Origin of the sequence: Collimonas humicola (genome assembly GCF_018304945.1) — a bacterium.
In the GTDB taxonomy this organism is placed as follows: domain Bacteria; phylum Pseudomonadota; class Gammaproteobacteria; order Burkholderiales; family Burkholderiaceae_D; genus Collimonas; species Collimonas humicola.
Map to the genome: position 1 here is coordinate 295,616 of NZ_JAGQEE010000003.1, position 25,758 is coordinate 321,373.

Annotated in this window: 18 protein-coding genes; 17 read left to right on the plus strand and 1 reads right to left on the minus strand. The window is 54.6% G+C overall.

The window, feature by feature from the left end:
* Positions 1 to 7 precede the first annotated feature (7 nt).
* Complete coding sequence (locus KHU30_RS12955; protein ID WP_230427381.1) at positions 8 to 1,510, minus strand: NCS1 family nucleobase:cation symporter-1; 1,503 nt, start codon at positions 1,508 to 1,510, stop codon at positions 8 to 10.
* A gap of 346 nt (positions 1,511 to 1,856) precedes the next feature.
* On the opposite strand from KHU30_RS12955, the gene KHU30_RS25205 reads away from it, so the two are divergent.
* The 17 genes from KHU30_RS25205 (at position 1,857) to KHU30_RS13040 (ending at position 25,756) form a co-directional block, all read left to right on the plus strand.
* Positions 1,857 to 1,970 (plus strand): IS3 family transposase, encoded by a 114-nt coding sequence (locus KHU30_RS25205; RefSeq protein ID WP_407928081.1) that lies wholly within the window; start codon positions 1,857 to 1,859, stop codon positions 1,968 to 1,970.
* A gap of 798 nt (positions 1,971 to 2,768) precedes the next feature.
* Positions 2,769 to 5,462: a type VI secretion system ATPase TssH gene (tssH, locus tag KHU30_RS12965; RefSeq protein ID WP_211443016.1), complete on the plus strand. Its 2,694-nt coding sequence runs from the start codon at positions 2,769 to 2,771 to the stop codon at positions 5,460 to 5,462.
* A 51-nt stretch (positions 5,463 to 5,513) separates the two neighbouring features.
* Entirely contained in the window at positions 5,514 to 6,041 is a 528-nt protein-coding gene (gene tssB / locus KHU30_RS12970; RefSeq protein ID WP_211443017.1) for a type VI secretion system contractile sheath small subunit, read from the plus strand.
* 15 nt (positions 6,042 to 6,056) lie between these two features.
* The gene (tssC, locus tag KHU30_RS12975; RefSeq protein ID WP_211443018.1) at positions 6,057 to 7,568 is read left to right on the plus strand and encodes a type VI secretion system contractile sheath large subunit; all 1,512 of its coding nucleotides are present in this window, start codon (positions 6,057 to 6,059) and stop codon (positions 7,566 to 7,568) included.
* A gap of 149 nt (positions 7,569 to 7,717) precedes the next feature.
* Complete coding sequence (locus tag KHU30_RS12980; protein WP_211443019.1) at positions 7,718 to 8,200, plus strand: Hcp family type VI secretion system effector; 483 nt, start codon at positions 7,718 to 7,720, stop codon at positions 8,198 to 8,200.
* A gap of 161 nt (positions 8,201 to 8,361) precedes the next feature.
* On the plus strand, positions 8,362 to 8,838 hold the full coding sequence (gene tssJ, locus KHU30_RS12985; RefSeq protein WP_230427358.1) for a type VI secretion system lipoprotein TssJ: 477 nt from the start codon (positions 8,362 to 8,364) through the stop codon (positions 8,836 to 8,838).
* Between the two features lie 14 nt (positions 8,839 to 8,852).
* Positions 8,853 to 10,202 (plus strand): type VI secretion system baseplate subunit TssK, encoded by a 1,350-nt coding sequence (tssK, locus tag KHU30_RS12990; RefSeq protein ID WP_211443021.1) that lies wholly within the window; start codon positions 8,853 to 8,855, stop codon positions 10,200 to 10,202.
* Positions 10,203 to 10,251: 49 nt separating this feature from the next.
* Positions 10,252 to 12,954, plus strand: a complete 2,703-nt coding sequence (locus KHU30_RS12995; protein ID WP_211443022.1) for a type VI secretion system Vgr family protein — start codon at positions 10,252 to 10,254, stop codon at positions 12,952 to 12,954.
* 443 nt (positions 12,955 to 13,397) lie between these two features.
* Positions 13,398 to 14,030, plus strand: coding sequence for a T6SS immunity protein Tli3 family protein (locus tag KHU30_RS13000; protein ID WP_211443023.1), 633 nt, complete (start codon positions 13,398 to 13,400; stop codon positions 14,028 to 14,030).
* A 3-nt stretch (positions 14,031 to 14,033) separates the two neighbouring features.
* Positions 14,034 to 14,906: a T6SS effector phospholipase Tle3 domain-containing protein gene (locus tag KHU30_RS13005; protein ID WP_211443024.1), complete on the plus strand. Its 873-nt coding sequence runs from the start codon at positions 14,034 to 14,036 to the stop codon at positions 14,904 to 14,906.
* A complete protein-coding gene (locus tag KHU30_RS13010; RefSeq protein WP_211443025.1) occupies positions 14,903 to 15,529 on the plus strand; it encodes a T6SS immunity protein Tli3 family protein in 627 nt (208 codons plus the stop codon). The genes KHU30_RS13005 and KHU30_RS13010 overlap by 4 nt, the downstream gene beginning before the upstream one ends.
* 135 nt (positions 15,530 to 15,664) lie before the next feature.
* Complete coding sequence (locus KHU30_RS13015) at positions 15,665 to 17,578, plus strand: T6SS effector phospholipase Tle3 domain-containing protein (RefSeq protein ID WP_456236966.1); 1,914 nt, start codon at positions 15,665 to 15,667, stop codon at positions 17,576 to 17,578.
* A gap of 211 nt (positions 17,579 to 17,789) precedes the next feature.
* The gene (locus KHU30_RS13020) at positions 17,790 to 18,968 is read left to right on the plus strand and encodes a DUF2875 family protein (RefSeq protein WP_211443027.1); all 1,179 of its coding nucleotides are present in this window, start codon (positions 17,790 to 17,792) and stop codon (positions 18,966 to 18,968) included.
* A 73-nt stretch (positions 18,969 to 19,041) separates the two neighbouring features.
* Positions 19,042 to 19,299 carry a PAAR domain-containing protein gene (locus tag KHU30_RS13025; RefSeq protein ID WP_211443028.1) on the plus strand — a complete coding sequence of 86 codons (258 nt, stop codon included), beginning with the start codon at positions 19,042 to 19,044 and terminating at the stop codon, positions 19,297 to 19,299.
* A gap of 45 nt (positions 19,300 to 19,344) precedes the next feature.
* Entirely contained in the window at positions 19,345 to 20,763 is a 1,419-nt protein-coding gene (gene tssL, locus KHU30_RS13030; protein WP_211443029.1) for a type VI secretion system protein TssL, long form, read from the plus strand.
* 14 nt (positions 20,764 to 20,777) lie between these two features.
* Positions 20,778 to 24,809, plus strand: coding sequence for a type VI secretion system membrane subunit TssM (gene tssM / locus KHU30_RS13035; RefSeq protein WP_211443030.1), 4,032 nt, complete (start codon positions 20,778 to 20,780; stop codon positions 24,807 to 24,809).
* The gene (locus tag KHU30_RS13040; protein ID WP_211443031.1) at positions 24,809 to 25,756 is read left to right on the plus strand and encodes a TagF domain-containing protein; all 948 of its coding nucleotides are present in this window, start codon (positions 24,809 to 24,811) and stop codon (positions 25,754 to 25,756) included. The genes tssM and KHU30_RS13040 overlap by 1 nt, the downstream gene beginning before the upstream one ends.
* The last annotated feature ends 2 nt before the right edge of the window (positions 25,757 to 25,758 follow it).

Here is a 25,758-nt window from a genome sequence, read left to right on the forward strand (position 1 = left end):
TTTTTCCTCAACGCTGACGCACAGGAACAACCGGAAAAGACTCCTGCTTCCTGACCATCAACACACCATAGACAAGAGCAGAAATGGCAACACCCACAAACCAGGCGTAGGTGTAAATTATCTTGAAACCATTCGGGATATCCGGAAAAGACACCGGGAAAGCCGCATTCAAAAATCCCGGAATATTCGGCAGCACACCAAGAACACAAGCGATAATCGCGGCCGTATTCCAGCCGTTGCCGTATGAATATTTTCCGTTGTGCTTATAGAGTTCATCGACATCCAGTTGCGTTTTTCGGATCAAATAGTAATCAACAATAAGAACGCCGGCGATCGGACCTAGCAGTGCGGAATAGCCGATCAACCAAGTGAAAATGTAACCTTGGGAGCTTTCCAGTATTTTCCACGGCATCATCGCGATCGCAATGAAGGCTGTCAGATAGCCGCCGGCCTTGTAGGAAATATGCTTTGGGCTGAGCGATGAAAAATCATAAGCCGGGCCAACCAGATTCGCGGCCAGATTCACGCTAGCGGTGTCAATCAAGAGAACAATCAGAGCAATCAGCACAGCAGCACCGGTCATGCGACTGGCCAGGTCGACTGGGTCCCATATCGCCTCGCCATAGAGAACAACTGTAGCCGACGTCACGACCACAGCCAGCATTGCCAGGAGACCCATTGGCACAGGCAAGCCAACCGCCTGCCCAATCACCTGATCCCGCTGCGTTTTGGCAAAACGGGTGAAATCCGGGATATTCAATGCCAAGGTGGCCCAGAACCCGACCATTGCAGTGAGCGACGGCCAGAAGACCGCCCAGAACTGCCCGGCTTTTTTCCCTCCGGCTACGAATTGCGACGGTTGTTCAAGCATTGGGCCGAAACCGCCAGCCTTGTTGTATACCCAGCCAAGCAGGACAAAGCAGATCACGATCTTGATCGGCGCGGTATAAGTTTCCAACTTGCGAATCGACTCAATACCATGCACGATGTACCAGAATTGAATGGCCCAGAACCCGACAAAGCACGCAAATTGCGCAGCATTGATGCCTAGTCCGGCGATCTTGTCGCCGCCGAGAGAATGACCGAGCAACACACCGATCAAGGTATAGATCATCATGCCGCCAAACCAAGTCTGAATCCCGTACCAGCCGCAGGCGACAATCGCGCGCAACAAAGCTGGCAAACGTGCACCAGCGGTGCCGAACGAAGAACGTGCAAGCACGGCATAAGGAATGCCATATTTCGTGCCGGCATGGCCAATCAATAACATTGGCAACAACACTATGACATTAGCCAGAAACACCGTCGCCACAGCCTGCTTCCACGACATACCGCCCTCAATCAGGCTGGCAGCAAGTGTGTAGGCAGGAATACACATCACCATGCCGATCCACAGCGCAGCAAAGTGATACCAGCGCCAGGTACGTTGACTGGCCTTGGTCGGCGCCAGGTCTTCATTCCAGAGTCCATTGCTATCTGATAAATCTTGATTCACAGTTTTTATCTCCATAATGATGATGAAAATTGTTTTTGTGAATTTGCAATTTTTTTCAACATTTAGCAATTGGACGCGTCTTAAAAAAATATCCGAGTAAAACCATGCCGCTATATCTATTGCAATATGCAAAAAATATCCCGCATTTTTAAGAAGCATCAAGTTGGCTCACTGACTCGCCACTGGCCTGCTCCCCAACATGAGCTTCATAACGCAGTAGGGGCCGATTCGCAAAAGAACGGACGATGAAGAAGCGACTTGCTAAAGAACAGATCATTGAATTTTTGAAGGAAGCCAATACCGCTTTATCGATAAAGGAGCTGTGCCGCAAGCACGTCTTCTCGGAGACATCGTATTAATCATGCTTGCCGGGGGGCGGCGTTTCGGTTGCCGGCGGACTCATACCTTGTTGCAACGAGAAGGCTGGGCCATCAATGTCAAACGCGTCTACAGGCTTTATTGCAAAGCTGGCTAAGCGGTAAGAAAGCGTCGCTGCATACAGATCATATTTACGCAACTCGGTAAGGCAACCCAGAACGCGTAAATCGAAATTTTTAGTCGACGGTTTCGTGAAGAATTCCTCAATGATCAATGGTTCTCGACGCTGAACGAGGTGGCCGCTTTCATTGAAATGTGGCGACAGGATTTCCACCGGCGTCAGCGCTCGCGCAGACTGTTTCCTGAACACCGGCATGATTCAGCGGTGCGTTTTAACTATTGCATGTATCGGCGACGCATGCTTGCCCAGCGAGCGACCGATATCGCTTAGCGACTGGCCATCTTTGCGTCTCTACCACAACAACAAATCAGACAATTGACTCTTGAGTCATTCGCTTTTTATGCAATTCACATGTGACCAGGACCCTAAGCGCTGCGTGCAATTAGTGAAAAATTTCGAGCTGAACATCATTGTTCGCATCGTTCGCTTTCATTTTCTCGAATGTGTTTCGACCAAAAATAACACGTCGAAAAACGCACTTGATGAACAATGACATTGCTTAACATTTCATGACTTTTGCTCGATAAAAATATTTGCAAACAATAGTGAAATCGAGACTTGTCTTATCGCTAATTTGATTTGACTGTGGAATTATCTGCTGGCATATCTAGTGAGAAATAATTTGAGAAAAAAAAGAGATTAATCATTTTTGAAATTCGATGAAGAGCCGTGAAATGCACACGGCGTTAGCAAAAATTCTTCTCGTTATTCGGCACAATTTCCGTCCCCACTGCGGTGCCACGCAGAAAAACAAAACAAAGCAGGTCCCTCACGATGAGCCTTTCCCGTCATATTCTTTTCGGCAAACTCGATACCACGCTTTTTAAGGCGGTCGAATCTGCAACCGCCTTTTGCAAGCTGCGCGGCAATCCCTATGTCGAGTTGGTGCATTGGCTGAACCAGTTGCATCAACTTCCCGATGGCGATTGGCAGCGGGTACTGCGGCATTTTCAAATTGATGCCGCGACGTTGGACCGAGACTTGGCATCTGCCTTGGCGGCGCTGCCAGCGGGGGCGACTTCCATCAGCGATTTTTCTCATCATATCGAAACCGCGATTGAACGCGCATGGGTGACAGCCACTTTACTGGCGGGTGACTATCGCATCCGTGGTGCATGGTTGCTGTGCGCGCTGATTGAAACACCGGAATTGCGACGCGTACTGCTGGGTATCTCTCCTGCGTTTTCCAAAATCCCGTCGCAAGACCTTGCCGACCTTCTACCTGCAATTGTGCTTGAATCGCCAGAAAATCACGAATCATCACACGATGGTTCCGGTTTGTCTGCCGCCGTGCCGGGGGAAGCTAGTCGCGCAATGGCGAACCCGGTGTCGGATAAATCGCCGCTGGCGCAGTATTGCACCGACCTGACAGAAAGCGCCCGTACCGGCCGCATTGACCCGGTTATCGGTCGCGAGCATGAAATTCGCACCATGGTCGACATTTTGCTGCGCAGGCGTCAAAACAATCCCTTGCTTACCGGGGAAGCCGGCGTCGGTAAAACGGCCGTCGTCGAGGGCCTGGCGATTGCGATTGCCAAACAGGAAGTGCCTCCTGCATTGCGCGAAGTCCGTCTACTGAGCCTGGATGTCGGCGCATTGCTGGCCGGCGCTAGCATGAAGGGTGAATTCGAGTCGCGCCTAAAGGGATTGCTTGAAGAAGCGACACGCTCCCCGGCGCCGGTCATTTTGTTCATTGATGAAATTCACACCTTGATTGGCGCCGGCGGGCAAGCCGGTACCGGCGATGCGGCGAATCTGTTGAAGCCGGCCCTGGCGCGCGGCACGCTGCGCACGGTCGGCGCCACCACATGGAGCGAATACAAACGCCATATCGAAAAGGACCCGGCGTTGACGCGTCGCTTCCAGGTGCTGCAAGTGATGGAGCCAGAAGAAGTCGCAGCAATCAACATGGTGCGCGGACTGGTCAGCACTTTTACCGAGCACCATAAGGTCTGGATTATGGACGATGCGGTACGCGCTGCCGTCACCTTGTCCCACCGCTACATACCTGCGAGTCAGTTGCCGGATAAAGCGATTAGTCTGCTCGATACCGCGTGCGCGCGGGTAGCCATGTCGTTGCATACTCCGCCTGCGCGCGTGGAATATCTTCGTCAAGGTCTGGCAGCGGCACAACTTGAACGAGAACTGATTGTTCGTGAAGCCAGCGTCGGCCATGCCAACACGCAGCGCCTGTCAGAGGTTGAAGTTTGGCTGTCTACTCTTCAACAAGAACTATCCGAACTCGAAGCGCGCTGGCATGAAGAGAGGGCGCTCGTCGAAGAAATCATTCATAAACGCAGCGCACTGCTTGCTGCACAAGATGCAGCCGAGGATAAGAACGATAGCGCATCGCTTCCGACACTATCGGAGCTGAGTGAGTTGGAAATGAAACTTACGGCACTACAGCAAGATACGCCGCTTATCACCCCGCATGTCGGTGAAGCCGTCGTTGCTGCGATTGTGTCGGATTGGACCGGAATACCCCTGGGTAGAATGGTCAAGGACGAAATCAGCGCGGTGCTGGAGTTACCCCAGACACTAGAGCAGCGCGTCATTGGGCAGCCGCACGCGCTGGCAATGTTGGGTGAGCGCATTTTGACTTCCAAGGCACGTCTCACTGACCCGAATAAGCCGGTCGGTGTATTCCTGCTGGTCGGACCTTCCGGTGTCGGTAAGACCGAAACGGCACTGGCACTGGCTGAGACGCTCTACGGCGGCGAACAGAATCTCATCACCGTGAATATGAGTGAGTATCAGGAAGCGCACACGGTCTCCACGCTGAAAGGCTCACCGCCGGGGTATGTCGGCTATGGCGAGGGAGGAGTATTGACTGAAGCCGTACGTCGTCGGCCCTACAGCGTTGTATTGCTCGACGAAATCGAAAAAGCCCATCCCGATGTACATGAAATGTTCTTTCAAGTCTTCGACAAAGGCTGGATGGCGGATGGAGAAGGAAAATTCATCGATTTCAAAAACACAGTCATTCTTTTAACCAGCAACTCCGGTTCGGAATTGATTTCTGCTTTGTGTGAGGACCCGGACACGGCGCCTACCGCGGAGGTGCTTGCGACAGCCTTGCAACCTGAGCTGCGCAAAGTCTTTCCCGCAGCCTTCCTAGGCCGTCTCGCTGTGGTGCCATATTTGCCGCTGGACGACGCATCTCTCGTTCGCATTGTTCGACTGCATCTGGATAAAGTCATTGCGCGCATGCGCACACAACACCACGTTGTTCTGGAAATCAGCGACGCGGTGGTTGCGCACATCGTTGACCAATGCGGTACTTCCGAATCCGGCGCACGGTTGCTGGTCAGTTTCATTGAACAGCGCATTTTGCCCAAGCTGTCGCGGCTCTGGTTTGCCTCGTTGGAAGAAAACCGCAATACACATCGCAGCATTACCCGTATTCATCTCGACTTTGCCCCCCAGCACGCAGATGGAGGGCTTCGCTACGAGACCAGTTACGACTAAGCCCATCACCACAATCGCATCATCGCCCCACCTTACTTGAAGGGAGTTTTTATGAGCAGCAGCAATAATTCGCAAAAATTCATCGCCCGCAATCGCGCGCCCCGCGTACAGATTGAATACGACGTTGAAATCTACGGCGCCGAAAAGAAAATCGAACTGCCATTTGTCATGGGCGTACTGGCCGATTTATCAGGCAAGCCGGTCGCGCCGCTGCCAGCGGTTGCAGATCGCAAATTTCTTGAAATCGATATCGACAATTTCGATGAGCGCATGAAAGCGATTGCCCCACGCGTCGCTTTCTCGGTGCCGAATACTTTGTCTGGCGACGGACATCTGATGGTCGACATCACCTTCGAGAGCATGGACGATTTCTCGCCGGCGGCAGTCGCCAGCAAAGTCGATGCGCTGAACCAGCTGCTGCAAGCGCGCACACAGCTCTCCAATCTGCAAACCTACATGGACGGCAAGTCCGGTGCGGAAGGCCTGGTCAACAAGCTGTTGCAAGACCCCGCCTTGATGCAGGCACTGGCTGCGACACCCAAGCCGAATGGTGCCGACACTGCAACCAAGCTGAACTAAGAGAGAAAGAACATCATGAGCGTCCAAAAAACGAATGCTGCCAGCGCAACTGCGAAATCAACTGCCGTCCAATTCGCTACTCCCGATGAATTCTCGGCCTTACTTGACCGAGAATTCAAGCCAAAAACCGACCAGGCGCGCGGCGCGGTCGAAGCTGCCGTGCGTACCCTGGCGCAGCAAGCGCTGGCCAATACGCAAACCATCAGCGACGACGCCTATTCGGCTATCGAATCTGTCATCGCTGAGATTGACCGTAAGTTGTCCGAGCAAATCAATCTGATTCTGCACAAAGAAGAATTCCAGCAACTGGAGTCGGCCTGGCGTGGCCTGAGTCACTTGGTCACCAATACGGAAACGGATGAGCAACTTAAAATCCGCGTGATGGATGTCTCCAAGGACGAATTGCGCCGCACCATGCGCCGTCATAAGGGCATTGCGTGGGACCAAAGCCCAGTCTTCAAGCGCATCTACGAAGAAGAGTTTGGCCAACTCGGTGGTGAGCCATACGGCTGCCTGGTTGCCGATTACTATTTCGACCACACACCGCCTGACGTGGAACTGCTGAGCGCGATTGCCAAAATCTCCGCGGCGGCACACGCTCCGTTCATTGCGGGCGGCTCGCCATCTTCTTTGCAAATGGAAAGTTGGCAGGAATTGGCCAACCCACGCGATTTGGCCAAGATTACCTCGAATCTGGAACACGCCGCCTGGAATTCGTTGCGCGATACCGACGACGCTCGCTACATCGGCCTGGCCATGCCGCGCTTCCTGTCGCGCCTGCCGTATGGCGCAAAGACCAACCCGGTTGACGAATTCAATTTTGAAGAGCAAACCGACGGCGCCGACCACAAGAAGTACATCTGGAGCAATGCTGCCTACGCGATGGCGGTCAATATCAACCGCAGCTTCAAGAACTACGGCTGGTGCACCATGATTCGCGGCGTCGAATCCGGCGGTACTGTCGAAAACCTGCCATGCCATACCTTCCCGACAGATGACGGTGGTATCGACATGAAATGTCCGACAGAAATCGCCATTTCCGACCGTCGCGAAGCCGAGTTGGCGCGCGCCGGCTATATCCCGCTGGTGCATCGCAAGAACACCGACCATGCAACCTTCATCGGCGCCCAGTCTCTGCAAAAGCCGCAGGAATATCACGATGCCGATGCAACGGCCAACGCCAATCTGTCGGCGCGCCTGCCGTACCTGTTTGCGAGCTCACGCTTTGCGCACTACCTGAAATGCATCGTGCGCGACAAAATCGGCGCCTTCAAGGAGCGCGAAGATATGCAGCGCTGGTTGAATGAATGGATTATGCATTACGTCGATGCTGACCCAGCTAATTCTTCTCAAGAAACCAAAGCCAAGCGTCCGTTGGCTGCGGCCGAAGTTGTGGTGGAAGAAATCGAAGGCAACCCTGGCTTCTACAGCGCGAAGTTCTTCCTGCGTCCTCATTTCCAACTGGAAGGTTTGACTGTTTCGCTGCGACTCGTCGCCAAGCTGCCGTCCATTAAGCAAGCTGCTTGATGAAACATGAGGCGTTGTAATCGTCGCCTCATGTTGCGGCTGTAGTTTTATCAAAGGGTGGTTGCAGTCGGCAGAAGGAACATGAATACCGCAAGTTCATCTGCTTTTTTAGGTAGTACCTTTTCAACGTTAATAGAAGGAATATGACTATGGCACAAGATATTTTTATCAAAATCGCTGGCATCGAAGGTGAATCTGGCGACGACAAGCACAAGAACGAAATCGAAGTCAGCAACTGGAGCTGGGAAATTCGCCAGGATACCAATATGCATTCCGGCAGCGGCGGCGGCGCAGGCAAGGCGACAGTCGAAGACCTGACATTCGAGCATTTCGTTGACCGCTCCAGCCCTAACCTGATGAAGTACTGCCTGAGTGGCAAGCACATCGATACCGCAGTGCTCGTGGTGCGTAAAGCCGGCGGCAATCCGTTGGAATACCTGAAACTGACCATGAGTGATGTCATCGTGACGATGGTCAAGCCTTCAGGCAGCAGCAAGGACGAGCGGATTTCCGAACACGTACGCCTGTCGTTCGCCAAAGTCATGCAAGAGTACATGGTGCAGAACGCGCAAGGCGGTAGCGGCGGTGCAGTGACCGCCAGCTACGACATCAAGGCCAACAAAGAAGGCTAACTGCAGCTGTATTACCCCGTCTGGGACTGGGTACGCCTGTGTGCGTATCCGGTCCCAGTATTTAGTTAGACCAGAGTTGTCCTCGAGAATGACCAGATAATTTCATGAACTCTCTTCGAACACATTTCCGTCGCTGGTGTCTTGCAGTTCTGTCGAGCCTGATGCTCCAGCTGCTCGTCATTCCGGCGATTGGTCAGGCCCAGGTGGTCAAGGAGCCGACCAAACTCGACATCACGATTCACGCCGCCGACAACGTCAATCCGACTGACCAGGGACAAGCCGCGCCTATCATGGTGCGCGTCTATGAATTGAAGTCGGACGAGGCATTCAAGCAAGCCGATTTTTTTACGTTACAGAATACCGACAAAGCCGTGCTAGGCGCCGACATGCTGGTCAAGGACGAATTCATCCTACGACCCGGCGACAGTAAAACCATTCGCCGTGCATCCTACGCCGACACCGCCGTCATCGGTGTGCTGGCCGCGTATCGCGATTTACCCAATGCCACCTGGCGCGAAGTCTACAAACTGTCCGACGCTCCGGAAGCCGCCTGGTATCGCAGCATATTACCTTCGCCCAAGGCCAAGCTGAATATTGAGCTGCGAACCAAAGACATCAACATCACCGAGATCAAGTAGAAAGCGCGCATTTCATGAGCTGGCATAACAAAGTCATCTGGACCGAAGGGTTGTTCCTACGGCCCCAACTCTTTCAGCAGCAAGAGCGCTATCTGGAAAGCTACGCGCATTTGCGCGCGGCGTCATCGACCCCGTTCTACTGGGGGTTTCATCGTTATGCCATTGACATTGGCTCACTCTCGCTTGGCAAACTGGTGATTTCCAGCGCCGCTGGCGTTTTTACCGATGGCACCCCGTTCCAGATGCCGGCACAAACGCCGCCACCTCCGCCGTTGACCATTCAACCGGAACACATTGACCAGCTGATTTACCTGGCAGTGCCGATTCGCACGCCGAATGCTGAAGAAGCTACTTTCGATGAAGGTAGTGGCGGGTCGCTGGCGCGCTACGCAGTAATAGATGAAGAACTGCGCGATGCCAACTCGATTGGCCAGGGTCCCAAGCTGGTGCAGCTGGCACAGTTGCGCTTGCGTCTGCTGCCGCACAAGGAATTGACGGACGCCTGGATTGGACTGCCGATTGCCAAGGTCACCGCGCTGCATTCGGATGGCAGCGCCGAACTGGACTTCAATCTGATTCCGCCGGTGACGGGTATTGGCACGAATACACTATTGTCCAGTTGGGTGACAAAAATCCAAGGCTTGACCCATCTGCGCGGGAACACGCTGGCATCGCGCCTGACCGGCGCCGACGGTAAGGCGTCGGACGCCGCCGAGGTCTCCGATTATCTACTCCTGCAAATCCTCAACCGCTACGAGCCATTGCTCAACCATATGCTTACGGTGCAGGAAACTTCACCCGAAGCCCTATATACATTGTTGTGCAGCTTCGGAGGCGAACTGTCGACGTTTGTGCGGACCACCACCCGTCGTCCAAAGAAGTGGCCGGCTTACCAGCACGTCAATCCCTACGTCACCTTCAAGGATTTGACCGACGACGTGCATGCGATGCTGAACGAAGTGCTAGTGCGCAGTGCGCAACGCATCGACTTCGAAGTCCGGCCACACGGCATGCGTCTGGCGTCGATTGACCCGGCCACACTGCAAAGTTTCGGCAACGTCGTGCTCGCGGTCGCTGCGCAGATGCCACCGGATTTGCTGGTCACGCAGTTCGCCGCGCAAAGCAAGGTCGGTCCATCCGACCGCCTGCCGGAGCTGATTCGCTCGCATCTGCCCGGCATCAGCATGTCGCCATTGCCAGTGCCGCCGCGACAAATTCCATTTAACGCTGGTTTCGTCTATTACGAGCTCGGCAATAGCGGCCCGATGTGGGAACACATTCTCAAGCACGGTGGCCTGGCGATGCATATCGCCGGCGATTTCCCTGGATTACGCCTGGAACTATGGGGCGTGCGGGAAAAATAACCGCAGCATACCGTCGCGAAATGAACAAACAGCTAAAGGATGACCGAACATGACTTCCCCATTTGACAAATTCTCCAGCCGCACGCTCAGCGTGAGCAGTTCCGTGATTCCGGTGCTCATGGGAGAGCCGGCATTAGTGGCGGTATCGATGATCGGCACAGAGGGCGTGGACAGTCTATTCGACTATCAGGTCATCCTGAAGACTCCAGATGCCTTAAACCACCTGATTAGCCAGACTGCGGACTTCAAGACACAGGAATGGCTGGGGCAGGAAATGTCGGTGCAAATCCAATTGGAGGGCAGCGGCAGTTTCGTTGCCGGACAAATGGGTATGAGCGGGATGGGCAATGTCGGCGCTGGCGTACGCGAAATCAACGGTATCATTGACGATGCCAGGTTCTTGCGTGTAGAGGGGCGATACGCGTTCTATGAAGTTCGGCTAAAGCCTTGGCTGGCTATGGCCACCCTTATCACCGACTGCACGATTTTTCAGGACAAGACGGTCAAGGAAGTCATCGATGAATCGCTGTCCGGCCTGAACTATTCGATTGAATGGCGTTTAATCGACACCTATCCAAAGCGCGACTACACCACCCAGTTCAACGAAAGCACTTTTCATTTTGTAAGCCGGTTGTGCGAAACATGGGGAATTTCCTATTTCTTTGAGCATAGCGAGGGCAAACACCGTCTCATTTTTACCGACTACATGGGCGGTTATCGGCCCAATGCCAGTGAAGCGTATCAAACGGTCCTGTTTCACACGCCGAACGCCAAGATTGACGAAGAGTATATCCACGCCTTCGTCCCGGCAAATAAGCTCGCATCCGGTATTTTTACGACCAGGGATTTTGATTACACCAGACCGCGCGCTGACCTGACCGTCACCCAGGAAGACCCAATTAAGGATGCCGGCCACAATCAGCACGAAGTGTATGAGTGGCACAAACCAAGCAGCGGACATAGCCATTACGTACAACCCAAAGCCGGCCCGAACCAGGCGACCAATGTGCCGTTGGATGAGGGCCAATTCCTGGCCCGTATTCGCATGGAGCAGCTGCATTGCAAGGCTTATCGTGCCTACGGCAGTGGTCATCTCAAGGGCATGCAGCCAGGCCACAGTTTCAAGCTCAGCGGTCACCCGCGCAACACCGCCAATATTGACTACCTGATTCTCAGCACCAAGCTGACCATCCGGGAAGTCGCCCAAGAAACCCAAAGCCCGGGTAATCCGAACGCGCAACGCCACGAAGTGGAAGTCGATTTTGATGTCTATCCATTGCGCGGCGCCGGAGGTTACCGTCCCGCCAGCAAGACACCGGTGCCGAAGATGTACGGCGTGGAATCCGCCATCGTAGTGGGTCCAGAAAATCAGGACCTTTGGACTGACGATCTGGGGCGTATCAAGATACAGTTTCACTGGGACCGCTTGGGGAAAAACGACCAGAACAGCTGCTGCTGGGTCCGCGTTTCTTCGCCATGGGCGGGTAATCAGCTGGGTGGCGTGCATATCCCGCGTATGGGACAGGAAGTTCTCATCGGCTTCATCAGCGGCAATCCGGATTTGCCAATCTGCACGGGCCGCGTCCATAACCAGAGCAATTTACCACCATGGCAGCTACCTAGCCAGCAAGCGTTGTCAGGCTTTCGGTCCAGGGAGCTCACGCCGGGCGGGGGTAACGCTGCAGGAGGGAGAAGCAACCACCTGGTGATGGACGATAGTGAGGGCAAGATTCAGGCGCAGCTGAAATCGGACCACCTGCACAGTCAGCTGAGTTTAGGGTACATCACCCGTATTGAGGATAATCAGGGTCGCAAGGATCCGCGCGGGGAAGGATTTTCTCTCGAAACAGAAGGGGCTGGTGCGATACGCAGCAGTAAAGGTTTGTTGCTGTCCACGGATGGCCGTGCTAAGGCAATAGGCGGCACCTTAAGCCGTGACGAATTGGTGGTATGCCTGGAGCATGCCTTGGCGATTGCGAAGGACCTCGGTAAGGCCGCAGTTGATTGCCAGGGTGGCCAGCGCGACCTGCAACCGCAGCGAGATTTAAGTCAAGCAGTTGATGCCATGGGACATGGTACCAATGATGAAGTCGACGCCAAAGGCAAAGCCATCGGTGGTCAAGCCATCATCGCCATCAGCGGCGCTGCCGGCATTGCCAGCGCGACCCCCAAAGACCATACCCAGTACGCTGGGCAGAATATCGACACCATCGCCGAACGCAATCAGCAGCATTACGCTGAGCAGTCGATTATGCACAGCGCCGGCCAGGACATCGAACAATACGCGCGCCATGGCGAGGTCCGCACGATTGCCAATCAGGGAAAAATTATCCAACAGGCGCAGAACAATAATATCGAATTGACTGCGGAAAAGCTCTTCACTGTGACATCAACTAAGGACGGCATTGTGCTCCACGCAAAGTCCAACATCACATTGGCGTTGGCAGATGGCACCTATATGAAATTGGAAGGCGGTGGCGTCACCTTTGGCATGAGCGGTCAGTTTGTAGTGAAGTCAGGCGGCCGTTCGTTTGTCGGACCGGCCGGCGTTGCAATCGACATGCCGCAGTTCAATCGCGTCGATCTGGCACAGCAGTTGCAGACACATTACACAGGCAACCGAGGGTTGAATGCGCCGGTCCATGATTATGAAATCACCCATGCCGCCGGCAATATAGTTTCCAACAAAACCGGTAATGATGCGCTGTCAGCGCTGGCGAAGAAAAAACCATTCGGTATTTTCCGGCAATAAAAATTGATACAGGCCTTGCAGCCGGTTTGGGGAAAGGCCATCCAATGATGCAAGCACAATGTGGCGATCTGAAACAGATGGCGTTGCCTAGGATTGTTCGGAGTAATCAGGAGCTTCAAGCGGTCGGACTTGCCGACATCGTGATAGCAGCCCTTCGAAATAGTTCCGGTTTCGACTGGGATTCGTGTTGCTCAAATAGGAGGCGGAAGATGCAAAATTATTTTTCTATTTATTCTCTTTTTATTTAGGAGTGATGACCATAAAACGTAGAAAAATTCTCTGTATTGGCTTGGCATTCGGCGCGTTGGCTTTGCAGGGATGCACCACACCGTTAACCAGTGCTCTTCATAAAGACGCGAACTACTCTGAAAGTGCAGATGCCATTTATATTTCACAGGACAAGAAAACGCTGCTTACGCCACCTTAAATTCACAGGCCGCCGCATGACCCATTCATCAAAAACATTGACCTGCGCAGCCATGCTTCTCGCCGGCGTTCTACTCAGTGCCTGCGCCTTGCACAGAACCTCCGGCAGCGAACCGCCTTACAGCGGGCCGGTGGCACAGCCGCAGGTGGCGTACCGGATAGACGAACAACGCTTTTTTGAGATTGTGCCGCTGCGGGCGGAAGCCTGTTCCAGTGCCGATCTGTATTACACGGATACCGCTCACAATATCCGCAGTCGGGTTTCCTATTTTATGGCCGGTTATAACCTGCGTACCGACTTCATCATCGACGCGGCCAACGACCAGTATCTCGTCGCACCGATTGTGCGCGGCAATATCGATTGCGAATCAGGTGGCAATGGGTGCAGTGGATCACGGTTGCCGTACTCGACGGATGGGGGGAGGACTTGGAAGGCGGTTGAAACGCGGTTTAACAATGGGCCAATTCGTCTAATTAATTCAAATTTTTATATAGAAACCAACGATGAGGCAGAGACTTTGGATATTTCTAAAGATGGTCAAGGCTGGAAGGATTGGCGACGTGGAATGATACGTAACATGGGTATTTCCAATCCCCAAAGAAGGCCTATCGATAGCAAATTTCACTGCACTCCAAATGGAAGGGAATGAAGCATGAGCAACGATCTCAGTCATATTCCAGTGGTCAAACATGATTACGGCCTGTCGCAGTGGTGCGAAGGGAAATGTACCGGCATCGCACAGGATATAGCAGTACGGACCCATACGTTTGACGTTGGGTCGTTAATGCCCGGTACAGTTATCTTTGTGCATGGCGTGAATAGCCAGGGAGAATGGTACAAGGATGCGGCTGCGCAATTTGCTGCTGGATTAAAAGTGCGTCTGGGTAGAACCGACTTAGAGGAACTTGTTCCTGATCCGGTGGATAAACACCGCTTCATGCGAAAGAAAGATGGTGTTCACTACCATTCCCCCGTCATTCCGTTCTACTGGGGCTACAGCGTCGCCCACGAGAACCTCTACAAAGTCCTGATCGACCATGACGTGCACCCTGCCCGCGATGAGCCTGACAGTGGCTTTCTCGACCGTTTCGGTAATTACCTGGGGGACGATTTTGCCTGGGCCGGCGGCCCATTCCAGAACGGCACGAACAATCTGCTGCAATTCTGGAAAGGCGGCTTCCAGCGTAAGATCCTCGGCGGGCTAGTCGATCTGAAGGATAGCGGCCCGCTGGGGCGGCAACTCAATGATTGCCCGGACCGGATGTACTTCGTCCACGCCGCGCGCCGGCTGGCGCATCTGGTCGACACCATCCGCACCGATGTGGTCAATGAGCCGATCAACATCGTCGCCCACAGCCAGGGCACGATGATTGCCTTGTGCGCGATGCTGTACCTCAAGACCCGCGGACCCGATACGCTGATCCTCAACAGCGCGCCGTTGGCCTTCGACACCAAGTTTCTCACCGACTACCGCGCCGCCAACGACGCTGCTTACGCCACCTTAAATTCACAGGCCACCGCATGACCCACTCATCAAAAACATTGACCTGCGCAGCCATGCTTCTCGCCGGCGTTCTACTCAGTGCCTGCGCCTTGCACAGAACCTCCGGCAGCGAACCGCCTTACAGCGGGCCGGTGGCACAGCCGCAGGTGGCGTACCGGATAGACGAACAACGCTTTTTTGAGATTGTGCCGCTGCGGGCGGAAGCCTGTTCCAGTGCCGATCTGTATTACACGGATACCGCTCACAATATCCGCAGTCGGGTTTCCTATTTTATGGCCGGTTATAACCTGCGTACCGACTTCATCATCGACGCCGCCAACGACCAGTATCTCGTCGCACCGATTGTGCGCGGCAATATCGACTGTGAATCAGGTGGCAATGGATGCAGCGGATCACGGTTGCCGTACTCGACGGATGGGGGGAGAACTTGGAAGGCCGCATCACCGGTAATCATCGGGAAGAATGACCTCTATTTGACGGAGGGTACCGTGTTCTACTCCGGGCAAAAAGCCAAACTATCAGAGTTATCTAGCGGTGACGATGCCTGGAAACAGTACTACCTTGCCGGAAAAAATGTATTGCCACCGTTACGGCGCCCACCTATCGACACCAAATTTCACTGCACGTCAAATGGAAAGGAATAAGCAATGAGCGCCGATCTCAGCCACATTCCCGTAGTTAAACATGATTACGGCTTATCGCAGTGGTGCGAAGGGAAATGCACCGGCATCGCACCCAATATAGCGGTACGGCCCCATACGTTTGACATAGGTTCGCTGATGCCCGGTACAGTTATCTTTGTGCATGGCGTGAATAGCCAGGGAGAGTGGTACAAAGATGCGTCGGATCAGTTTTCAGAAGGATTGAAGAAACGACTGGGTAGAACCGATTTAATGGGCTCAACTTATAACAAACATACCAAGCGATTTACTGGATTAGACGACAACGGCGATCGTGCGCGCTCCCCCATCATCCCCTTCTACTGGGGCTACAGCGTCGCCCACGAGAACCTCTACAAAGTCATGATCGACCATGACGTGCGCCCTGCCCGCGATGAGCCTGACAGTGGCTTTCTCGACCGTTTCGGTAACTATCTGGGTGACGACTTTGCCTGGGGCGGCGGCCCGTTCCAGAACGGCACGAACAATCTGCTGCAATTCTGGAAAGGCGGCTTCCAGCGTAAGATCCTCGGCGGACTAGTCGATCTGAAGGATAGCGGCCCGCTGGGGCGGCAACTCAATGATTGCCCGGACCGGATGTACTTCGTCCACGCCGCGCGCCGGCTGGCGCATCTGGTCGACACTATCCGCACCGATGTAGTCAATGAGCCGATCAACATCGTCGCCCACAGCCAGGGCACGATGATTGCCTTGTGCGCGATGCTGTACCTCAAGACCCGCGGACCCGATACGCTGATACTCAACAGTTCGCCACTGGCCTTCGACAGCAAGTTTCTGACCGATTACTTCGCCGCCAAAGACGGCCTGGCCAGCATCCAGAGCGAAGCGGCGCGGCTGGCCACGTTTCAGCACATTGCCGGGCTGCTCAAGGCCTCCGGCGAGGCTGTCAAAGAATCGATTCCCAAGGCGCCGCGCACCAATACCGTCAAACTGGGAGAGACGGCAATCCATTTCCGCCACGCCCCCGACCATCCCCAATGGCAGCCGCAGATCGGCAGCATGGCGATCAACCGGCAGGGCCAGTACTGGTGGCAGGATCCACTGCGCAGCCGCGACAATCGCGGCAAGCTGTTTGTCAACTTCAATCCCGGCGACCGTCTGATCGGGGTATCGCCGATCGGCGGCGTGGGCTGGCGCGGGATTCCCTCGACCTATCTGGACAACAATAAAAACCTGTTGGGCGAGAATATCTATCAGCGCATCTTCGCGCGCGCCAGCAAGGCGCCCGACAATCCGCCGGTGGGTTCCCGCACAGATTACCGGCAGCATTTCTTTTACGAAAAGACCGTCATTGATCAGGTGCAGAGCGACTATGGCGCGCGCAATGCAGAAGGCCGGGAAGAGCCGCTGCGCTGGACCGACAGTTACGGCAGCCCGATCAACACCGTCAACCAGCAAATGCAGACCTGGGACGGTAAGGTTGCCGGCCAGTTCTGGACCCAGGCGGAAGACAAGATGTTGCTCGTGATTCCAGTCCAGAGCACGCCGGACTGGACCGACTATGTCTACGTGAATGCGCCGCTGGTGCCGGAACCGGCCGAACTGGGCACCGATTTCGACCAGCCGAAGCTGCCCTTCAGCGGGGTTGGACTGGACGGCAATGGCGACGACTACAACGACAATGGCGAGCAGGCGGAAGATTTCGCCATCTATAAACGCCACGCCACACTACGCAACGGCGAGACGGTGGAGCAGCAACAAGCGCGCTTCCGGAAAGAGGGACAAACGCTGGTCGACCCGACCAATCATGGAACGATATTGCGATACGCCGGCGAAAATGGTTTTCCGGTAGAGCGAGTACTCAGCTATGACCTGACCGTAGGCCAGGGCTATGCCTTCGGCGACGAACAATACTGGAAATATCTGCTGGACCTGGCGGACTGGAAGATCAGCGATCCGTATTACCAGAATGGCGACTTGTCGCGGGAGCCAACCACGCCACCGCTGGGCCTCGATACCCGGACGCTGACCGAATATATCAAGCCGGCCACTTACGGCAACGGCGGCGCATGATGCGTCGGTCCTATTTTTGATGAAAGAAGCAAGCATGACACAACGCCATAAATATGCCTTGTCTGCGCCGGCGGACATCGCTCCAGATGTGCTGCAGGTGTTCGGACTGGGGCTGTGCATAGAACAGCGGTGCGCAGACGTCTTGTGGCAGCAGCTGGAGTCCGGCGACGGACGCTATCTTGCCGCGCCGCCAGAGGATGCGACATCGTCCTTGGCGGCATTGCGCCAGTTGCGTGAGTTGGGCAGCGCCGCCGTTTTACGCAGTAGCTTGCACTACTGGGATGCAAGCGCTAAAAAAGTCCAGGAGTTTGTAGAGAACTATGCAATTCCGACGTTGCTGATGTTGCCCGCCATGCAGCGCGAATCGCCGGACGCAAGCGGCTGGGGTGCAAAATACGCGGAGGATGTACTGCGCGCTTTGCGACGCCGCGGTCACATGGCCTTTCATGACTTGAACGTTGTGAAACTGCGCATGCAGACTAGCAACGATCTGTCATGGCAACTGCTGTTTGAGCAGTTCGACCAGGCAGCAGATTTGAACAGCCTGCTGCTGTTTGCAGAAGACGGCTACGCTATCCGCGAACAGACCGGCGGCTGGGAGAATGCGCAGAAAGAATCTGCGGACGCTATTTTGGCGCGTAAAAAACGCGCGACAGATTTGACTGACATTTGTGCATCGCTATTGCTGGCCCGGCCGATCGCCGCCGACTGGTTGCGCGAACTGGCGCCGCATGTGCGCGATGCCAGCCAGATCACCACTTTCGAAAATGGCCGGCAAGGACGCACAGCGCATGGTTTTGATAAATGGGACAGCCACTTTGCCCGCACCTGGCTAGAGAGCGGCAAAGGCATTCCGTTTACGCCGACCGAGACCGTCCAGCGTCCGTGGTCAAGCGAACAAGTGGCGCAATACGATGCCATGCCGACCTTGGCCTGGGTCTATCGGCCGCAGCTGGCATCCTATCTGGATCAAAACGGCCAACGCTTGCCTATGGCGGCACGTACGGCTGTGTTGCAGACAGCATTGCAAGCAGCAATTGAAGGCCCCTTGCAAGGTAAAGCGCCGACACGCATCTTTTATGACACTGGCGTTGGCGAGGCAAGCCAGGACCGTTTGATGCCGGTCGTTCAAGCACTCACGACCCTGTTACCGGAGTTCGAGCTGTTCCATCCCCAACGCGGCTACAACCTGGGCCAGCGCCTGGGAGATATGGGAGCGGCGAGCGCCTTCGCCGGCGTCGGCCTGGCGACATTAGCAGCTTGGGAAAGCGGCGGCACCGCACTGGTCATCAATCTGCGCCGCAACAACGGGGCGACGGTATTGGCTGTCAAACCGCCGGGTGCCGCCTATCGTCAGCAATTTGCCAAGCGCCCCTATGCAACTGCGTAGGCGCTACAGGCAGGCCACGCGCCATGGCTGCGCGGCGATGTCACTTTGATTCATCACCTTTTAAGGAGTCAGCATGTCTAAAGATATTATTCTGGTCGGCGATAAAACCAGCGATAACGGTACCGTTATCAGCGGTTCAGATACTGACGCCATCAACGGACGCTCCATCGCCCGCAAAGGGGATCTGGTCGATTGCCCGGGACATGACATCAATCCGATCGTCGAAGGCGATTCTTCCATGCTGCTGGACGGCCGGCCAGTTGCTCTGGCAGGACACCGCACCCAATGCGGTTGCATTTTGATCGGTAGCGGCAATGGCAGCGTCGGCTAAACCGTGGCAAACATACTTCTCTCCCCCTATTTTTAGTTGAATGCTATGCCTATACCAAATGTTAGCGCAGCTCCTGACGATGATGCACCATCCGATATCGGTCAATCGAAGCGCGTCGGCACAAGCCCGGAAAAGCCGAATCTCAACAACCCTACCGATCCGTTGGCGGGCCTGGACATCGACAACATAGTCAGCAGTGCGATGGAACCAACCGAAGAAATTCACCACCGATTCGTAAAAATCCAGGCTGCTCGCAATCCCCTGCTGGAAGCAGCAAAACCATTATTGCTGGCGTTGGCGCAATTGCCTAGGCAGGTATTTCCGCATCCGAACCAGGTGACTGTCTTCCGCAAGCTGCTGGAACATGAGGTCATCACGTTTACCAACTTATGTAACCGGGCAAACATCAAGCGCGAACATACGATAGCGGCCAGCTATGCCTTGTGCAGCGCTTTGGATGAATTTGCTAATCACACAGATTGGGGCGGTGGCAAGGATGGCGGTGCTGGAGTTTGGTCAACCCAGATGCTGGCTTCACAGTTCCATAGCGATACGCAGGGTGGTAAAAAAGTATTCCTGTTGATTGGTCGTCTGATGGCCAATCCTACAGAACATATCCATTTACTGGAGGTCATGTTTCGTATTCTAGCGCTGGGTGTGGAAGGACAATATAGTACTCAGCCCAATGGCCGGCGCGATGTCGATACGATCCGAGCCCATATTTATGCGGCGCTGTCGAAAGCACGCGAGCCGGTTCCGCTGGCCTTGTCGCCCCACTGGAAAGGCGAAGCGGCAGGTAAGCTCGGCTTGTTACGCAGTGTCCCTGTCTGGGTGACCGCTTCGGTGCTGACATTGGCTGCGTTTGGTCTCTTCTCTTGGTACAAATATCAATTACTCACGCACAGCAATGCGTTGGAGGAGCAAATCAATGCCATTGGCAAGATGGCGCCACCTCCTGCGCCGATTTCTCCTCCCTTACGTCTGGCGGAACTGCTCAAGAACGAAATCGCCAGCGGCCAGGTGAAGGTGGATGAAAACGCCAAGCATAGCGCCGTGACTTTCAAGGGGGACGATATGTTCGTACCTGGGCATGCCAAGGTGTCTCCTAAAATCCTGCCACTGCTGGATAAGGTAGCGGACCAGATTGCCAAGGTCTCCGGACCGGTGCAGGTGATTGGTCATACCGACAATATCCCCATCAAGACCGCCAAGTTCCCGAACAATCAGATGCTCTCCGAAGAACGCGCGGCCAGTGTGGCAGATGCCTTACAGGTCCGCGGCGTTTCAGTTTCGCGCCTGAATATCAGCGGCAAGGGGGATACGGAACCGGTTGTGGGAAATGCGACGCCTGCGCAGCGCGCGCAGAACCGTCGTGTCGAAATTATCGTCAGGCAGTCCGATGGCAGTGCTTCCAAAACGACCATTGGGGTCTCATCTCCTGTCGCTGTACCTGCTGCCCGCTGAGCTGACAAATTACTATGAAAAAATTTACCGATTTCATCTTTTCACGCCAGATGCTGGCGTTTCTGCTCCTCGTACTGCTCGCCGCGGCGATTTGGTTTTTGGGACCGTTGTTTGCTTTTGGCGGCATGCGTCCATTGGCGACCGTGGGGATGCGCGTCACTGTCCTGATTTTGACCTTGGCGCTCATCTTGACGCTGCTTCTCAAAAAACCTTTGCATATCATCGGTGTGGCTTGCCTGTGCCTGCTGATATGGCACGCCGGCCCCTTGCTGGCCATCGGTTCGATGCAGCCGCTGGTTACCGTCTTTGAGCGAACAGTCGTCATCGCCGTCATCCTGTTTATCTACGCGGTCTATGGCCTGTTCCACTTGTATCAAATGATGCGCACCGATGAAAGCCTGCGCGATTCGTTGTTTCGCTTAAAGACAGAGAATCAGAGTCAGGCCGATAAGGATGCCAAGGAAGCTCTAAAGTCAGTCAACAGTAAAATCGGCCGCGCTATGCTGCAGTTGAAGACCATGCGCGCCAACGGCGGAAGCTGGCGGCGTCTTGTGGAGGGTAAGCGCTATCTGTACGAATTGCCGTGGTACATGATTATCGGCAATCCTGGCGCCGGCAAGACCACGGCGGTACTCAATTCTGGCTTGAAATTTCCGTTGACGGAACATTCCAGCGCGGCGCAGGCCAGCAAAGCCGGCACTACGAATTGCGACTGGTGGTTGACCAATGAGGCGGTATTGATTGATACGGCCGGGCGTTATGTCTCGCAGGATGTCAACCAGCAACCCGACGCAGCTGAATGGCATGGCTTTTTGGCCGTATTGCGTAAGCAACGGAGCCGTGCACCGATTAATGGCGCGATTCTGACTATCGATGCCCAGGAGTTATTGGACCCGACTGCGGCCAACCGGGAAAGGCTGGCCACCGACCTGCGCGCGCGTCTGGCAGAACTGCGTAGCGAGTTGGGAATACGTTTCCCCGTCTACGTGACAATTACCAAGATGGATTTGCTAGAAGGTTTTAACGAGTACTTCCAGTCATTGACTTCGGAAGGTCGTGCGCAGATTTGGGGCTTTACGCTGCCGTATCTAGACCCGTCCAAACCGGCTCCGCAAAGCAAGAACGAGGCTGGCGACAGCCCCTTGCTATTGCAAGTGCGCGCGGAATTGAGTGCGCTGACAGAACGCCTGGACGACGGTGTGAGTACGCGCGTTCAAGAAGAGTTCGATGCCGGACGCCGGCGTTTGCTCTATGCCTTGCCGCAAGAATTTGAAGGCCTTTCGAAGATGCTGGCGCAGATGATAGGGGCCATCTTCCTTGACTCCCGTTTCGACGCGACGGAATTGCACCACAACTTGCGCGGCATCTATTTTACAAGTGCCGCACAATCGGAAGACGTTATCCCAGGCAATCGTCTGACGTTCATGGAGCGTGTCTATTTGGCATTGGGATTGCGTCAAATTCAAGATACGAATCCATCGGATGACAACAATGCCAACCGAACGCAACTCATCGGCACCAGACTGAGCGGTAACCGCAGTTACTTCCTGACCGATTTGTTTACCCGCCTGATTGTTCCGGAAGCGCATCTGGTTCGTCCCAATTTGCGCTGGGAATTTCGCTTTAGGGTGTTGCGCTTGATTGGACATGCCGTGTCCATCGTTCTCTTCCTGGCCTTGGCCAGTGCGCTATCGCTATCGTTTGCCAATAACGAGCAATACCTGAAGTCGGTAACGGAAAAAAAGGACATGCTCAAAACGCTGGTCACCAATCTGTTCGCCAAGTCCGGCGAAGAACGATTGAAATATGTGCCGGATGCGCTGACCACGGCACAAGATATGCCTTTGCATCGCGGCCTTGATGTCAGCGACCCTGCGATGAGCTATCGCTATGGCCTATATACCGGCAGTACCATTCTGGCCGCGGCGGATACCACCTACAACCATTTGGAAGATACCTTGCTGCTGCCACAAATCGTACACCGCATGGAAGTGGTATTGCGTGCGGCGATTGACGCTAAGGATGCCAAGACGGCTTACAACACCTTGCGTGTCTACTTGCTCATTAATGACAAGAGCCACTATAACGCCACAGATGTAAAAACATGGGTGCTGCAAGATTGGGAAGCATCGGATAGCGCATCGGTATTTGGCGGACGGGCGTCGATGATTGGTCATATCAACCACTTATTCTCGGAAGACCGAGTAGTGCAATCGTCGTTCGTCAAGAACGAAGCGCTGGTACAGGATGCCCGGAATTTCTTGAATGTCGATACGTCGACCCAGCGCTTGTATGAACGCGCCAAGCAAGCCATGTCGTCTGAATCGCCGGAAGACTTTACGCTGACGCGTGCGGTGGGTCCTCAGGCCGGCACGGTGTTCACCCGTTTTTCGGGCAAACCGCTGGACAAGGGAATTCCGGGACTATTTACCTATGACGGCTACTTCAAGCTGTTCGACAAGCGTCTGCCGGAATTCGTCAAACTAGCCAAGCAAGACGATGCCTGGGTCATGGGAAATTACATCTCAACGCAAAAAAAAACGCTGGACGACGTCGCCAACGCATTGGGTGACGATGGCCTGACGGAAGATATTCGTCGTCAGTATCTGACCGAGTATGCCAATCAGTGGAGTGACTTTTTGGAGGATATCCGCACTGTCACCGGCAGCAACCTGACGTTCGATCTGACCGTATTGCGCGCTTTCGCTTCGCCCGATTCGCCGCTTTCGCGCTTGGCTCGTGCCGCAGCACGCGAGACGTCGCTTTCCAAGCCGCTGATAGCCAAATCGAACGAAGATAAAGGTTTTTTCGACAAGGCCACCGATAAGCTGGACCAACAAGCCAGCAAGGTCTCGAAAAGCCTCAATGTTCGACCGCAGGAACGGATGGAGCGAGAACTGGTCGATAGCCGTTTTGCTGCACTGCGTGAAGTCGTGACCGGTCAGGCGGACGACACCGCCGCTCCTGCGGCAGGCGTCGGCAAGCCCGGCCTGGAAAATATTGCCGGCTTGCTCAATGAGTACTATACCGTGCTGGTTGTAGCTGATACCGCTTTGGGCACGAATAGCCTACCGCCTGGTGCCGCCGATGCTGGCATGAAGTTGAAACTGGAAGCCGGTAAATTGCCTGCACCGTTCAAGGCGGTCCTGACGGCACTGGCCGACAGCGGCACCGACAAAGTGGCGCAAGGTGCTTCGGCAATTCTCAGCACACAAGCCCAAACGCAGTTGGACCGAATTGTCGGGGCGTTGAAATATCAGGTGAGCGATCCGTGCAAACAGAGCATCGAAGGCCGCTACCCGTTTGCTGATAGCACACAGGAAGTCAGCATTGAAGATTTCACCCGTATTTTTGCCGCCGGTGGCGCGGCCGATGATTTCTTTCAGAAGCAGTTATTACCCTTTGTCGATACCAGTAGTCGTCCATGGCGTTACAAGAATCCTGAGACAGCCAATCAAATGGCGTCTTCCGATGCGTTGGCCAGCTCCGCTGCATCGGGCGTACCGGCAACCGGCGTGGGTGCAGCATCCGGCCCGACCCTGATGGGCGAATTGTTGAAACTGCTGGCCAAGCAAGGGCCGAATCCCGATGCATTTGCGCGTATGAATACCATCCGGGATGTTTTTTTCAGAGAACCGGGTAGCAAGAAAATGGCCTGGAAGATGGACATCAAGGCCACCGATGTCGACCCAACCATCACCGAGTTGATTATCGATATCGATGGCCAGACGCAGCGTTATTCACATGGTCCTGTACAAACCTTGGCCATAAACTGGCCGGGTCCACGCGGTGGCGCCAGTGCGGAATTGACCGCCACGCCGCGCATCAGTGCCGCTACTTCGTCCATTATCACCAGCGGGCCATGGGCGTTGATGCGTCTGATTGAGCGCACCAAGCTAGTCAATACGGCCACAGCAGGCCGCGTTATCGCCAATTTCAGTCTGGATGGACGTAAGGCTGTTCTGGATATCAATACAGGCAGCAGCCTGGCTAGTCCATTGACGACGGATTTATTGAAATCCTTTCAGTGCCCGGGAGCGCGGTAATGGCAATGTGGCTACCGGGATTTCTGCGTGAATCAACGGTCAGTAACCCGACGTTATGGGGAAAGATGCCGAGCCGCGGCGATTTCATCCGGCATAACGTCAAGCATGCGCAGAGTGAAGCACTACAGGCTTGGATAGACCGGCATCTGCAAGCCGCACGACCTGTTATCGAGGCACCGGCGCCGCAATTGAAAACGGTGGCAGCCAAACGCAAGCGCATCGAAGATGCGAAATGGAGTCACCTGACGCCTATCGACTTGGTCGACCCACGCGAAATTATGCCGAAACCGCCGATGCCAATTATCCAAGTGTCTCCGCAAAGCAAAATGGCACCGCCCGCGGCCGGCCATGCCGGTTTGCCGTGGTGTTTTGTGCTGCCACCGGGCAGTTTTCCTTTTGCGGCAAAAGAGCACGTAATCGGTGTCTGGATGGCGTCGTCGGACAAAATTGGGCGTATTTATCCACTGGTCATGATGCAAACGGCATCGCCGCGCTGGATTAAACAATACTTCAAGGACTATTCCCTGCAGCCCTGTGACTGGTTGTTCGCCGCCGCCCGCGCGATGGCTCACGCGGTGTACGCAGAAGAAACGGAACTGGACCGCCCCGAACATCAGCAAAATTCGCAAAAGCAACCAGACCGCCTTACTGCGCTGGTGGCGCAACTGGAACAACTGTGGGCGTTGTATCAACCAGGTTGGCGAGGTTTGTTTGGAAATTTTAAAAAGGCGCCGGAACAGGAAAATATTCAGCGCTTCATTCCATCTCCACACAGAGAAGACCCTATACATCGTTTGCACGGGGTGCGGTACTTGCCGTGGGCAGATTGGCCGCAGCGCTTGACGGGTGGTGGTGAGCTTGATGCAGAACAACGTGCCGCCTTCTGGCAGCAGGATTTGCAAGGGCGGTTTGTGGGAGCCGCCGAGCGTATGCGGGACGTGGTTTAACT

What these genes read in the sequence shown, in the direction of transcription:
- KHU30_RS12955 (WP_230427381.1), bottom strand. Translation starts at nt 1,510, where the DNA reads ATGGAGATAAAAACTGTGAATCAAGATTTATCAGATAGCAATGGACTC.
- KHU30_RS25205 (WP_407928081.1), top strand. Translation starts at nt 1,857, where the DNA reads ATGCTTGCCGGGGGGCGGCGTTTCGGTTGCCGGCGGACTCATACCTTG.
- tssH (WP_211443016.1), top strand. Translation starts at nt 2,769, where the DNA reads ATGAGCCTTTCCCGTCATATTCTTTTCGGCAAACTCGATACCACGCTT.
- tssB (WP_211443017.1), top strand. Translation starts at nt 5,514, where the DNA reads ATGAGCAGCAGCAATAATTCGCAAAAATTCATCGCCCGCAATCGCGCG.
- tssC (WP_211443018.1), top strand. Translation starts at nt 6,057, where the DNA reads ATGAGCGTCCAAAAAACGAATGCTGCCAGCGCAACTGCGAAATCAACT.
- KHU30_RS12980 (WP_211443019.1), top strand. Translation starts at nt 7,718, where the DNA reads ATGGCACAAGATATTTTTATCAAAATCGCTGGCATCGAAGGTGAATCT.
- tssJ (WP_230427358.1), top strand. Translation starts at nt 8,362, where the DNA reads ATGCTCCAGCTGCTCGTCATTCCGGCGATTGGTCAGGCCCAGGTGGTC.
- tssK (WP_211443021.1), top strand. Translation starts at nt 8,853, where the DNA reads ATGAGCTGGCATAACAAAGTCATCTGGACCGAAGGGTTGTTCCTACGG.
- KHU30_RS12995 (WP_211443022.1), top strand. Translation starts at nt 10,252, where the DNA reads ATGACTTCCCCATTTGACAAATTCTCCAGCCGCACGCTCAGCGTGAGC.
- KHU30_RS13000 (WP_211443023.1), top strand. Translation starts at nt 13,398, where the DNA reads ATGACCCATTCATCAAAAACATTGACCTGCGCAGCCATGCTTCTCGCC.
- KHU30_RS13005 (WP_211443024.1), top strand. Translation starts at nt 14,034, where the DNA reads ATGAGCAACGATCTCAGTCATATTCCAGTGGTCAAACATGATTACGGC.
- KHU30_RS13010 (WP_211443025.1), top strand. Translation starts at nt 14,903, where the DNA reads ATGACCCACTCATCAAAAACATTGACCTGCGCAGCCATGCTTCTCGCC.
- KHU30_RS13015 (WP_456236966.1), top strand. Translation starts at nt 15,665, where the DNA reads ATGCCCGGTACAGTTATCTTTGTGCATGGCGTGAATAGCCAGGGAGAG.
- KHU30_RS13025 (WP_211443028.1), top strand. Translation starts at nt 19,042, where the DNA reads ATGTCTAAAGATATTATTCTGGTCGGCGATAAAACCAGCGATAACGGT.
- tssL (WP_211443029.1), top strand. Translation starts at nt 19,345, where the DNA reads ATGCCTATACCAAATGTTAGCGCAGCTCCTGACGATGATGCACCATCC.
- tssM (WP_211443030.1), top strand. Translation starts at nt 20,778, where the DNA reads ATGAAAAAATTTACCGATTTCATCTTTTCACGCCAGATGCTGGCGTTT.
- KHU30_RS13040 (WP_211443031.1), top strand. Translation starts at nt 24,809, where the DNA reads ATGGCAATGTGGCTACCGGGATTTCTGCGTGAATCAACGGTCAGTAAC.